The sequence below is a fragment of the Pedobacter sp. GW822-FHT03F06 genome (genome assembly GCF_058801365.1).
Genome location: NZ_JBXANE010000016.1, coordinates 88,638 through 101,659 on the forward strand (window position 1 = coordinate 88,638; position 13,022 = coordinate 101,659).

Consider the following 13,022-nt stretch of genomic DNA (forward strand, 5'->3'; position numbering starts at 1 on the left):
ATGAGCGCAAAAACAATCTCCATCATTATTTTAACCGCATTATTAACGGCCTTCTTATTTTTAAATAGTGACGAGGTGCCATTTAACTTTATCGTTGCAAATGACGTTCAGGTATCAAAATTGATAGTTATTGGCGTTTGCATCATCATCGGTTTTATTATCGGCTTTGTGGTGGGCCGTCCCAGAAAAACAGTGAGCAGTTATGATGATGAGATTGAAAGGAATCAACCGGTTTCGAACAAAAAAGAATTGAGCGACGAGGATAGAGATTATATTAGCTAGGGCCAGGATTAAATAGGATTATAAGATTTCAAGATCTTCGCGCTTCAAAATTTCGGATCATGATGTTTCAGCATTATAAGATTTCAGGATCATCGTGCTTCAAGATTCCAGATCATGATGTTTCCAATATTATTAATTTCAGAATCATTGCGCTTCAGGATTTCAGGATCATAGTGTTTAAGTATTATTGCACTTTAGGATTATATAGTTTATCTTAGTTCACAAGAGAATCCCTATTTCTTACAGTAAATTTTAATTTATTAATATGAAATATGGCGATTTAACAGGCCGAATTATTGGGTGTGCAATGAAAGTCCACTCTTTTCTAGGTTCAGGTTTTCAAGAAAAGATTTATCAAAAAGCCTTGGGTATCGAAATGAGGATAGAGAAATTATCCTACAAGGAAGAAATGACAATGAATATTTTTTATCGTGATATAAAAATTGGATATAGAAGGGTAGATTTTTTTGTTGAAAATACAATTATGTTAGAATTGAAAGCTGTATCAGAATTAAATGACGCACATCTAGCGCAAGCGATTAATTACCTTGAAGCATATAAACTGCCTGTAGGATTGTTAATCAATTTTGGAAGTAGGAGCTTAACTTTTAAAAGAGTTTATAATACGAAGCATCCGGATAACAAGAGACATGACTAGTATGATCTGAGAATGGCAAGACTTAAGTATCTAAATAATGCATGAAGAATATATATGTCAGGACTAATGTGATTTAGGGATGGTAAGATTTAGATGCTGATAAGAAGTGAATTTATGAGCCATGATCTTGAAATCCTATCATCTTAAAAATCCTAGCTTATCGCGGTCATGATCTCACCATATAACAACCCGCTACCTCCTCCATAATGCTGGATAATTTTCAGGTCTGGCCTTAAGGCGAGAAGCTTATTTTTCAGCTCAGATTCTGATTCCTGATCGATTCCATTTCCAAGTAAAACCAAGTCAATGTGTTGTTCCTTACAAATGGAAATGGCTTCTTCATTTTTACAAACACACAAACCCTTCCATTCGGGCCTGGCATTTAACAGTCGGTTCATTACTGCGGTAATTTCTGAATCCCGGCCTATATAAAGTATAGTAGTTTGCATAATTTTAAGTTTAAGAAATATCGTTGTACTTAAATAAAATCGTCATTTCGACTGGAGCACCGATCTTGCATCGGTAGCGAAATGGAGAAATATTTGGTCTCTACTCCAAGATTTCTCCACCACGGTCGAAATGACGATTCTTCTAATTAATTCAGTTCCATTGGAACGTCCATCAATAAAACCTCTGCATCTGCAGTATTGGCTTTAAAACTAATGCTATCAGTATCCCAAACGCCTAATCCATCTCTTTTGCTCAACACTTGTCCGTTTATGGTTACTTCGCCACTGATTACGAAAGCATAAACACCGTTTCCAGCTTTCTTGATTTTGTATGCTGTTTCAAAACCTTCATCAAACTTACCTAATGAAAACCAGGCATCCTGATGGATCCATACGCCGGCATCATCAGCGTTTGGCGATAAAATCTGCTGGAAGTTATTGTGCCTTGCTGCAACATCTAAAGTTTGCTGATCGTAACGTGGTGTAACATTTTTCTGGTTCGGAAACAACCAGATCTGCAATAAATTTAACTTTTCATCTGTATTTGCGTTAAACTCGCTGTGGCTAACACCTGTTCCGGCACTCATTACCTGAATTTCTCCGTTTTTAATTACGGCCGAATTACCCATACTATCTTTGTGCGCAATTGCACCAGCTAATGGAATGGTAATAATTTCCATATTATCGTGTGGGTGCGAGCCAAAGCCCATTCCACCATCAATACTGTCGTCATTTAAAACCCTTAAAACGCCGAAGTGCATCCTTTCTGGATTGTAGTAATTAGCAAAACTGAATGAATGGTGTGCATCTAACCAACCATGATTAGCATGACCTCTGGTGTTTTCTTTGTGCAAAATAAACTGTGACATAAATTTCCTTTCTTGTTTATGATACAAATTTACCGTAGCGAATTTTGTTAGACATTGATGTAAGATAAGAAAGTTTAGCGCGACGCGTTTAGCGTGGGGCGTTTGGCGGTAAGCGGTTTAAAACCTGATGTACTAAAGCTCGTGCTTTGTCAGTACGGCATCGCTATTTAGCTCCCTCAAGGCATCTAAAGCTACCCAGTTTGCTTTTTTGTTGTTTTGAGCAAGGATATTGTTTGCGGTTTGGATGGCATGCTCATGCAGGAAAACATTTCGTTTGCCAATCTGCCTTAATGCCCAGTTTGCGGCCTTTTTAACAAAATTCCGGTTATCGTAAGCCTCCCTTTCGATAATTGGAAGAAAACTTAAAAAAGTTTCGTTGGCTTCTTTTTTAAGGTGTACAGCTGCCTCGGCCATCAGCACAAAGCCGGTACGTTTCACAAATTCGGCTTCAGCTTTGGCAAACTCAAAAGCTTTCGACTTAAAATAAGGCGTTTTAACGAAAAGATTTCCGCAAGCCTGGTCACATATATCCCAGGAACTAAAATCATTCGTCCAGGCATTTATTTGCGCTTCTCCCACTTCTTTATAATCACCTATAAAGGTTGCTAAAAGCCGGGCTTCATGAAATCCAGTCTCCCAAAGCAGTAAAGACAGTTCCTGGTTTTTACCAATCTGTTTGGCCAGCTTGCGGATATTGGGCACACGAATACCAAAAGCCTTAGAAATATCGATCCCAAAATGAGCCATTTTCACTAAATACTCAGGCTCACTGATGGATTTTAATTCGGCAAGGACAAAATCTAGATCATTCATCATAATACGAATTTAGTTTTTTTGAAAGACTTCCGAAGTCTGGACAAAACAATTTGGACTACTATAACATAACCAATCCTTAACACCGTTTCGGTTTTAAATTTACACCGATCTTTTAAACTTGTTTAAATTTAACCATACAATCAACCTTTTAAAACCCATGCAAAAAAACATCATTTGGATGCTATTAGCATCTTGCCTATTCGCATTTTCCTGCAAAAAGAACAAATTGCCTGATGAGAACCTCTACACAACAAACCAAAAGAAAAACACCATGTTGGCCACTGCCGCAGAAACCAGTGCTGCTGTAAGTGTAAATGCCTACACGAATACATCAAGCTACATCAGCGCGGGTTTTTCATTTTTAAACCCAACACAAATTGACAAAAACCGCCAGGCCATTGGTGGCAGTGCTTACACTGAGGTATACGGCTTTAATGTTCCTGAAGAGAATAGAGTTAGAGGTATAAGATGGAATGAAGATGATGAAACCACATCAATTTGGCGCCCACAGGGAATTGCCGGTTTCTCCAGAAATGGAGTACGCTATTTATTGGTAAGCTGGTATGCCAAAGATGCTGCAGAGAGCAAAGGATCGAGAATAACCCTGATTGATATAAGCCCAAGTTCGAGCACTTATTTAACTTACCGGCATATATTATTGGTACAGCCTACCCTTCCAACCGGCACAGTGGATTATACGCAATATGGCGCTTACGCCCCTTTAAATGTGCATGCCGGTGGAGTAGCTTATTTTAATGGTAAAGTTTATTTAAGCAGTACAAGTTTAGGATTAAGGGTATTCGATTTAGACAAAATTATTGAAGTGACTACAGGAACCGGCACTGATAATAAGTGCGGAAAAGATGCCAGCGGTAATCTTTATGCTTTTAATTACAGGTACATCCTTCCACAAATAGGTTATTATAAAATTAACGAGGCAAGTCCTTTTTCAACAGTACAGGTAAATTATGAGAACAACCAATTATGGACAGGGCAATATTACGCCGGCAGTGCAGATGCATCAATTGTACCTAAAATATTCGGGTTCCCGATAAACACATCGGGAGAATTGCAGAATTCGGGTATACAAACTGTGATTCCAAAAAACAGCCTATTTACTTCAGATCATGCACATGGCATACAGGGTGTTTTTAGAAAAGGGAACAGAACCTGGCTTTCTTGCACTGGGTCGCCTAGCGAATCGTACGGATCAACCGCCCGCTTAGCAAGGTATACGGATGGTGATACCAATACTGTTCGATATAGATGGCCATACGGCGCTGAATCGTTATATCTTGAAGCGCAATACGGCTATTTATGGAGCTTAACTGAATTTGAACCGAACGCCGGAGCTCAAAATGGCAGTCAGGTTAACCGTTGTATATTTGCGGTAGATTTTTCAAAATACGAATAGCAGCTTTAATCAAATAAAAAGAGGCTATATCATATTTTTAAATCTATCTCGTTGAGAAAATTCGTCATTTCGGCTGAAGCGTAGCGAAATGGAGAAATCTTTTATCATAGTACAAAGATTTCTCCACTAGGGTCGAAATGACGATATCATGCCTTAAGCCAGTGCCTGTTCAATATCAGCTAAAATATCGTTGATATGCTCTAAACCGATTGATAAACGGATGGAACCTTGCTCAATACCAACTTCGTTACGTTGTTCTTCGGTAAGTTTGCTGTGTGTACTGGTAGCAGGGTGTGTTGCAATTGAGCGGGTATCAGCCAAATTTGCTGAAATAGAGAACATTTGCAAACTGTTCATAAACTTACGTGCAGCATCTATACCGCCTTCAATCACAATGGTTACAATACCACCACCCTGTTTCATTTGCTTTTTGGCAATATCGAACTGCGGGTGTGATGGTAAAAACGGATATTTAACCAGTTTAATTTTCGGGTGTTTTTCTAAATATTCGGCAACTTTTAAAGCATTTTCGCAATGGCGGTCCATACGGATGGCCAGCGTTTCTAAACTTTTAGATAAAATCCACGCGTTAAATGGCGATAATGCCGGCCCACTGTGACGGGCAAAACCAATTACATCTGCGATTAAATCTTTGGTACCTAAAATAACGCCACCCAACACTCTTCCTTGCCCATCAATATATTTGGTAGCTGAGTGGATCGAAATGTGTGCACCATACTTAATCGGCTGTTGCAGATATGGTGTAGCAAAACAATTATCAATAACCAGTAATACATTGTGTTTTTTAGCCAGATCGCCCAAAAATTCAAGATCGATAATGTCGATACCTGGATTAGATGGCGTTTCTACAAAAATCATTTTGGTGTTGGGTTTAATCAAAGCTTCCCAATCCTGTGGTTTATCCAGATCGGCATAATCGAAAGTGATGCCCCAGTTAGAAAAAACATTGGTTAATAATTGATGTGTAGAACCAAAAACCGATCTGCTTGAAACCAGGTGGTCGCCACTTTTTAAAAACGCACCAAATGTGGTAAAAATCGCAGCCATACCTGTTGCAGTGGCGAAACCATCTTCAGCCCCCTCTAAAAGGCACATTTTCTCTATAAACTCTGAGGTATTTGGATTTGAATAACGGCTATATACATTCCCTTCCTTTTCGTTGGCAAACAAAGCACGCATTTCTTCCGCATCTTCAAACTTATAACTCGAAGTAAGGTAAATTGGCGACGAATGCTCTTTGTGCAAACTGCGTTCGGTTTGAGTGCGTATAGCTATGGTTTCAAAATTTTCGGATTTCATTTTTAAGTATCAAGATTTGAGTATCAAGGGATAGGTATCAAGATTTGAGTATAAAGATTTTAGTATCAAGTATCAAGATGTAGTGTGAGAATAAAATCGTCATCATAAATTTTAAGATTTGCTTCTCCATACTTGCTACTTTATACTTTATACTTATCTACTTTATCATTCCTACCTTCCTATTTGTTTATTTTGTAAGTAAAATTAATAGTTGCAGAGCGGCCTAAAATATTCGATACAGAACAATATTTATCGAAAGTCATGGCTAATGCCCGTTCTACTTTTTGAACGCTTAAATCGCCAAATAAATCGAAATGAATATCGATTACATCAAAAATCGGTGGCATTTCTTCCTCTTTTCTTGTGGCATTTATAGCGATTTTAATATCATCAAGTGGCTCCTTCTGCTTGGTTAATACATTTACCATATCAATACCGCTGCAGCCACCCAATCCAACCAGTAACATCTCCATCGGCCTGAAACCCTTTCCTTCGCCACCAATGGCAGCTTTTGCATCCAACTCAACGGTAAAACCGCTCTCATTTTCTGCTTCAAAATTAAATTTACCGCTCTTGCGGATTAGATTTATGTTCATATTAATCGTATAGAGTATTGAGTATCAGGAAACAAGACCTTAAGCCTCTACCTTCTAACCCTCTACCTTAATTTAAATATTATAAAATACTAAGTTATTTTCTTCCAGTTCGGGCAATTTAACCGGATGGTCGAAAATTGCAAAAACCGACGAACCGCTGCCACTCATTAAAGCGAATGTTGCGCCTGCATCATATAAACTGGTTTTTATTTGACGAATTTGGGGATACTTTGCGAATACCGATAGCTCGAAATCGTTGATAACCTTATTTTTCCATGTTGTTGGGCACAAATGTATGATTTCTTTTAACGATTGCAAAGGTTTTTGCGGTTTTACCTGTGCATAAGCATCGGCCGTACTCACGTGTACTGGCGGTTTTACCAAAACTTTAAACCAGGCTGACAAATCTATTTCACACTTTTCAAATTCATCACCTTTATTAAAAGCATAAACAGGTTTGTTCTCGATAAAAAAAGCACAGTCTGCCCCCAGCTTACGGGCGTAACCTTCCATCTTATCGACAGACATCCCCAAACTGAATTTATCGTTTAATAATTTGATCAGAAAAGCACAATCTGCCGATCCTCCACCCAAACCTGCACCCACAGGGATATTTTTCAGTAAATTGATCTGCTGCGCCGGAATATCATAATCATTTTTTACCAATTGATAGGCTTTAACACACAGGTTATCGTTCGCATCGCCAGGAATATCAATACCGTGGATTTTGCACGAAGTTTCTTCCGCATCGGTAATTTCGACCGAATCCTTAATATTGATCGGATAAAAAACCGTTTCGAGGTTATGGTAACCATCAGCACGTTTTTCGGTGATATTTAAACCAAGATTTATTTTTGCGTTTGGAAAAGATAACATTTTAGTCGTGAGTCTGTAGTCAATAGTCTTGAGTCCATGGTTTAATAGTCAATAGTTAATGGCCATTAAAGTCATAACTCCCGGCACAAACATACAAATTTTCCATAGGTCCCGGCTTCACGCCGGGACTACTCGCGAAAATTACACACCCTGACTACATACAACCGATGTTAACAATTAAACATTAAAATGATTTACAACACCTGATAAATTTTAGATATTTGTAAATTATCAGAAGAGTATGAAACAATATTTAGATTTAATGCAGCATGTGCTCGATCATGGCGCTCAAAAGCACGACCGTACCGGGACCGGAACCATAAGCGTTTTTGGTTACCAGATGCGCTTTAACCTTCAGGAAGGTTTTCCGATGGTGACGACAAAGAAACTGCACTTAAAATCTATTATACATGAGTTAATCTGGTTTTTAACCGGCGATACCAATATTAAATACTTAAAAGATAATGGCGTTCGCATTTGGGACGAATGGGCTGACGAAAACGGCAACTTGGGACCGGTTTATGGTTCGCAATGGAGAAGCTGGCCAACACCCGATGGGCAGCATATCGATCAGATTACCAATATCATCAATACGATAAAGAACAATCCCGATTCGCGGAGAATTATTGTTTCTGCATGGAACGTTGCTGAAATCGAAAATATGGCTTTACCCCCTTGTCATGCCTTTTTTCAATTCTATGTAGCTGATGGGAAGTTAAGCTGCCAGTTATATCAGCGCAGTGCCGATATTTTTTTGGGCGTACCTTTTAATATTGCATCTTATGCTTTACTAACCATGATGGTGGCGCAGGTATGCGGCTTAGAAGCCGGAGATTTCATTCACACCCTTGGTGATGCCCACTTATACAACAACCATATCGAACAGGCCAACCTGCAATTAAGCCGTGAGCCTAAAGCATTGCCAACCATGAAAATAAATCCTGAGGTGAAGAGCATCTTCGATTTCAAATTTGAGGACTTTACTTTGGAGAATTACGAAGCGCATCCGCATATTAAAGGGATAGTGGCGGTGTAATTGGTTCATTCGTCATTGGTTAATTAGTTGTTCGTTCATTAGCCATTGGTCATTTGTTTGGATGCAGAATTGAATACCCCTATTTTTTAGAAAATCATCCCTTTAATTTACTTAATCAAGAGAAATCATGAATTATAAATTAGAGGATTTAGAAGTCTATAACCTATCAGAGATAATTTCTGATAGAATCTGGGGTATCGTTATGGAATGGGATTATTTCGCCAAAGACACCATCGGAAAACAAATATGCAGAGCGGCAGATTCGATTAGCGCTAATATTGCTGAAGGATATGGCCGATACCATTATAAAGAGAACAAAAACTTTTGTTATTACAGCCGGGGTTCAATTTTAGAAGTAAAATCATTTCTTCGGAAATCAAAAAATAGAAATTTAATATCTGAAGATTGTTATACAAACCTTTATTCAGAACTACAAACTATTCATTTAAAGCTTAATGCTTATATTAAATATATAGGTAAAATTTAAACAAATCTTAACCCAGTCTTCGATCCATGTCGAAATCACGCCTAAAAAACTTTGCTTAATGCACCATGCAGGCACTAATAAACAAATGACCAATGACCAATGAACCTAAAAGACTTTCCATTGCAGTAGCTGTAGGCGAAAATTTTGCAATAGGCAAAAACAACCAGCTTTTATGGCACATGCCGGCCGATTTAAAGTTTTTTAAACAAACTACATCGGGGCATACCGTAGTAATGGGCCGCAAAACATTTGATTCTGTAGGCAGACCATTACCAAACCGCAGGAATATTGTAATTACCAGAGATCCGGATTTAAAAATTGAAGGCGTTGAAGTAGTAAACAGTTTGGATAAAGCTTTAGCCATTACCCAAACGGAAGATAAGCCCGTATTTATTGTAGGTGGGGCTGAAATTTACAGACAAGCCTTACCAAAAACAAAAACACTTTATTTAACCACCATCCACCACGATTTTGATGCAGATACTTTTTTCCCTGAAATTGACCGGAACGAATGGAAATTAATAAGCAGCGAAGCCCATAAAGCCGACGAAAAGAATAAATACGATTATACTTTTGAGGTTTTAGAAAGGATTTAGCAACGAAGATACCTTCTTCTTGGGTCGTCACCCTGTCCCGAAGTTTCGGGGATCAGGGTCTATCTTGCAAGAAAGATGCTGACCACAAAGTAGCTATTAGACCTTTAATACTATAAAAACTGCTAATAAAATAAATTCAGCATGACGGTCATTTTAGGGAATTGAACTGAGGAGACTATTATTGCTAGTTTAATAGCGCTTCTTCCCTTGCCCGCTAAACCCGATATACGTGGATGCCCCCGATTTTTCTATCGGGGCAGAAACATTAGCGGGACCGAACCAGAGCCAAAAGTGCTGCACCTGCTTTCCCAATCATGATCGTATCAAAATGCAAGTATTTAGTAAAACGATTAGCAGACAAAAAATGAGATTCTTGCCCGATAAAAATTAATGTTAATAAATTATCAATTAAGGGGTTCTATAATTTAAAAATTTAATTAGATTTGCCGACTTGTTAAAAAACAGCGAAAGACAAATTATTTTAAACAAACAATGCAAGGAAAAGGTTTTATTAAGTTTATAGCGATAGTATTGGCTATCGTTTGTGCGTACGCACTTTCTTTTACTTTGGTAGCATCCAAGGTGGAAAAAGACGCAAAAAACGCTGCGAAGGGTGATTTGGCCAAAGAAAAGGCTTACTTAGATTCGATGAGTACCGTGAAAGTTTATCCAGTAGTTGGATTTACTTATCAAGAGGTAAAAGCGAAAGAGATTAATTTGGGTTTAGACTTAAAAGGCGGAATGAACGTAACGATGGAGATATCGTTAGCAGAGTTGGTAAAATCATTAGCGGGCAACCCTACTGATGCTAACTTTAACAAAGCAGTTCAGAACGCACAGATCCAGTTAAATGCCGGTGGTAAAGATTACATCAAAATTTTTGTTGATGAATTCGAAAAATTAAGCCCTGGAGTAAAACTTGCAGATTATTTTTCTAACCAGGATAACGCATCTCAGTTAAAACCTAACGCAAGCAATAGCGATGTTGAATCTTTCTTGGAAAAAGAAGCTACTAGTGCGATCGATCGTTCATTTACAGTTCTACGTTCACGTATTGATGGTTTCGGTGTTGTTAGTCCGAACATGCAAAAACAAGAAGGCAGCAACCGGATCTTAATCGAAATGCCAGGTGTACAAGATAAAGAGCGTATTGCTAAACTTTTACAGGGTTCTGCCGAATTGCAGTTCTGGCAAGTATACCAGGTACAAGAAGTTGCACCATTGTTAGAAAACATTAATAAAATTTTAGCGGCAACATTAAAAGCTGATGCACCTGCAACTAAAGATACAACGGCTGCTCCGGCTGCTGGCGGCAAATTAGCTGGTTTAGAAAAAGCTGCTGCTAAAGACACTACAGCTAAAGGTGGCAAACTTGCTGGTTTAGGTAAAAAAGATTCGAGTGCAGTTAAAGCTGAATTGATTAAATCTAACCCATTATATGCTGTTCTTAACCTTCCTATTTACCAGGGCGAAAACGGACAACAACAATTAATGCCTGGTGCAGTTGTTGGAATGTCGTTACAAAAAGATACTGCAAAGGTTAATGCTTATTTAAAACTTCCTGAAGTTGCTGCATCTATTCCATCTACGATGAAATTTATGTGGAGTGTTAAACCTAGAGAAGGTTCGAAAATTTTCGAATTATATGCAATTAAAGTGGTTAGTGCTGATGGCAAACCAGATTTAGGTGGTGAGGCAATCAGCGATTCGCGTGCAGATTTTGATCAAAAAGGTAAACCGGAAGTAACCATGTACATGACCAGCGAAGGTTCTGCTAAATGGAAAAAAATTACTGCTGAAGCCGCTGCTGATCCAAACAACAAAAAATCTATTGCCATTGTATTAGATAACCAGGTTTATTCTGCTCCTACCGTACAGAATGAAATTGCTGGTGGTGTTTCATCAATTACCGGTAACTTTACCCAAGCCGATACTAAAGATTTATCTAACATCTTAAAAGCTGGTAAATTACCTGCTCCTGCACGTATTGCAGGTAGCTATGTAGTTGGTCCAACTTTAGGTGCACAAGCGATTCACGATGGTTTAATTTCATTCGTAATTGCCTTTATCGTAATCTTAATCTTCATGGCGTTGTATTATCACCGTGCAGGTTGGGTTGCTAACTTTGCATTGTTAATCAACTTGTTCTTCATCATTGGTATCCTGGTATCACTTGGTGCAGTATTAACCTTACCTGGTATTGCTGGTATCGTATTAACCATTGGTTTATCGGTAGATGCAAACATCCTTATTTTTGAGCGTGTACGTGAAGAGCTTGCCCATGGCAAAAATACGGCTACTGCAATTAAAGAAGGTTTTAAACATGCAATGCCTTCAATTATCGACTCGAACGTTACCTTATTTATTTTAGGTGCTATCCTGTACGTTTTCGGTAGCGGTCCGGTTCAAGGTTTCGCAACTACATTATGTATCGGTATCCTTTCTTCATTATTTGCAGCTGTAGCCATTTCGAGAGTAGTTTTCGAATCGTTATTAAACCGCAAAATCGATGTAAGTTTCGATAACAGCATCACCCGTAACGCATTTAAAAACATCAGTTTCAACTTCGTTGGCCGTCGTAAAATTTACTACGTAATCTCTACCATCATTATTATTGCTGGTATTGGTATGTATTTCAAAAATGGCGGATTAAACTTAGGTGTAGATTTTAAAGGAGGTAGAACTTATTTAGTTCACTTCGATAAAGCAGTTAACACTGAAGATTTAAAAACTAAGTTAAACCCGGTTTTCGGTAACGAAACGCCTGAAGTTAAAACTGCAGGTGAAGATAGCCAGGTAAAAATTACCACTACTTTCCACATCGAAGATCAGGACATTAAAACTGATAAAGTTGTAGAAGATGCTTTAAACAAAGGTTTAGCAGGTTCTAAATATGAAATTGTAAGCTCGCAAAAAGTTACGCCTATCATTGCAAGTGATATCGTAAACGGTGCTTTCTACGCAGTATTGATCTCATGTTTATTCATGTTTATCTATATCGTAGTACGGTTCAAAAAATGGCAGTATGGTTTAGGTGCGGTAATAGCATTGTTCCATGATGTGTTAATGGTATTATCTTTCTATACTATTTTAGATGGTATTATGCCGTTCTCATTAGAAATCGGTCAGGATTTCATTGCAGCAATTTTAACGGTAATGGGTTACACCATGACAGAGACAGTTGTTGTATTCGACCGTATCCGTGAGAAATTAAAAGAATCTGGTAAAGAAGATTTACATGGTGAAGAGCGTAACAACTTAATCAACTTCGCGTTGAACAGTACATTAAGTCGTACTATCTTAACCTCATTAACCGTATTCTTCGTGTTATTGGTAATCTTTATTTTCGGTGGCGATAGCATCCGCGGATTTATCTTCGCCTTGTTAATCGGTCGTATCATCGGTACATATTCATCATTATGTATCTCTACTCCTATCGTAATCGATTTGGGTAGCTCAGCCGAGAAGAAAAAGTAAGAGATTAATTTCTTAAAATATATAAGCGCTCCGATGTATCGGGGCGCTTTTTTTTGTGCCTTTTTTTTACCACGAAGGCACAAAGAACACAAAGTTGTTTGCTATATTTTTTGATTTTTGAAAAGCAGTACCTGTAGCTCTTCGGT

The 13,022-nt window shown here is 38.2% G+C and carries 13 protein-coding genes; 7 read left to right on the forward strand and 6 right to left on the reverse strand.

Going from position 1 to position 13,022, the window contains the following annotated elements:
- Entirely contained in the window at positions 1-282 is a 282-nt protein-coding gene (locus AC1RJ8_RS22880) for a hypothetical protein (RefSeq protein ID WP_492955824.1), read from the forward strand.
- A 265-nt stretch (positions 283-547) separates the two neighbouring features.
- Entirely contained in the window at positions 548-940 is a 393-nt protein-coding gene (locus AC1RJ8_RS22885) for a GxxExxY protein (protein ID WP_426324896.1), read from the forward strand.
- 152 nt (positions 941-1,092) lie between these two features.
- Here AC1RJ8_RS22885 and AC1RJ8_RS22890 read toward each other — a convergent pair whose 3' ends face one another.
- The 3 genes from AC1RJ8_RS22890 to AC1RJ8_RS22900 all read right to left on the reverse strand — a co-directional run bounded on the left by AC1RJ8_RS22890 (position 1,093) and on the right by AC1RJ8_RS22900 (position 3,074).
- Positions 1,093-1,389, reverse strand: a complete 297-nt coding sequence (locus AC1RJ8_RS22890; protein ID WP_492955823.1) for a hypothetical protein — start codon at positions 1,387-1,389, stop codon at positions 1,093-1,095.
- Between the two features lie 146 nt (positions 1,390-1,535).
- Positions 1,536-2,258: a pirin family protein gene (locus tag AC1RJ8_RS22895; RefSeq protein WP_492955822.1), complete on the reverse strand. Its 723-nt coding sequence runs from the start codon at positions 2,256-2,258 to the stop codon at positions 1,536-1,538.
- A gap of 132 nt (positions 2,259-2,390) precedes the next feature.
- Complete coding sequence (locus AC1RJ8_RS22900; protein ID WP_492955821.1) at positions 2,391-3,074, reverse strand: DNA alkylation repair protein; 684 nt, start codon at positions 3,072-3,074, stop codon at positions 2,391-2,393.
- 157 nt (positions 3,075-3,231) lie between these two features.
- Between AC1RJ8_RS22900 and AC1RJ8_RS22905 the strand changes: the two genes are divergently transcribed.
- A complete protein-coding gene (locus AC1RJ8_RS22905) occupies positions 3,232-4,488 on the forward strand; it encodes a hypothetical protein (protein WP_492955820.1) in 1,257 nt (418 codons plus the stop codon).
- 153 nt (positions 4,489-4,641) lie between these two features.
- On the opposite strand, the gene AC1RJ8_RS22910 is transcribed toward AC1RJ8_RS22905, so the two are convergent.
- From AC1RJ8_RS22910 to ispE, 3 genes are all read right to left on the reverse strand, one after another.
- A complete protein-coding gene (locus tag AC1RJ8_RS22910) occupies positions 4,642-5,808 on the reverse strand; it encodes a trans-sulfuration enzyme family protein (protein ID WP_492955819.1) in 1,167 nt (388 codons plus the stop codon).
- 179 nt (positions 5,809-5,987) lie between these two features.
- Positions 5,988-6,404, reverse strand: a complete 417-nt coding sequence (locus AC1RJ8_RS22915) for an OsmC family protein (protein WP_492955818.1) — start codon at positions 6,402-6,404, stop codon at positions 5,988-5,990.
- A gap of 72 nt (positions 6,405-6,476) precedes the next feature.
- Positions 6,477-7,280: a 4-(cytidine 5'-diphospho)-2-C-methyl-D-erythritol kinase gene (ispE, locus tag AC1RJ8_RS22920; RefSeq protein WP_492955817.1), complete on the reverse strand. Its 804-nt coding sequence runs from the start codon at positions 7,278-7,280 to the stop codon at positions 6,477-6,479.
- A gap of 241 nt (positions 7,281-7,521) precedes the next feature.
- On the opposite strand from ispE, the gene AC1RJ8_RS22925 reads away from it, so the two are divergent.
- The 4 genes from AC1RJ8_RS22925 (at position 7,522) to secDF (ending at position 12,876) form a co-directional block, all read left to right on the forward strand.
- Positions 7,522-8,316 (forward strand): thymidylate synthase, encoded by a 795-nt coding sequence (locus tag AC1RJ8_RS22925; protein WP_167295091.1) that lies wholly within the window; start codon positions 7,522-7,524, stop codon positions 8,314-8,316.
- 127 nt (positions 8,317-8,443) lie between these two features.
- Positions 8,444-8,803 (forward strand): four helix bundle protein, encoded by a 360-nt coding sequence (locus tag AC1RJ8_RS22930; RefSeq protein ID WP_492955816.1) that lies wholly within the window; start codon positions 8,444-8,446, stop codon positions 8,801-8,803.
- Between the two features lie 92 nt (positions 8,804-8,895).
- Positions 8,896-9,399, forward strand: coding sequence for a dihydrofolate reductase (locus AC1RJ8_RS22935; RefSeq protein WP_492955815.1), 504 nt, complete (start codon positions 8,896-8,898; stop codon positions 9,397-9,399).
- A gap of 492 nt (positions 9,400-9,891) precedes the next feature.
- Entirely contained in the window at positions 9,892-12,876 is a 2,985-nt protein-coding gene (gene secDF / locus AC1RJ8_RS22940) for a protein translocase subunit SecDF (protein ID WP_492955814.1), read from the forward strand.
- The last annotated feature ends 146 nt before the right edge of the window (positions 12,877-13,022 follow it).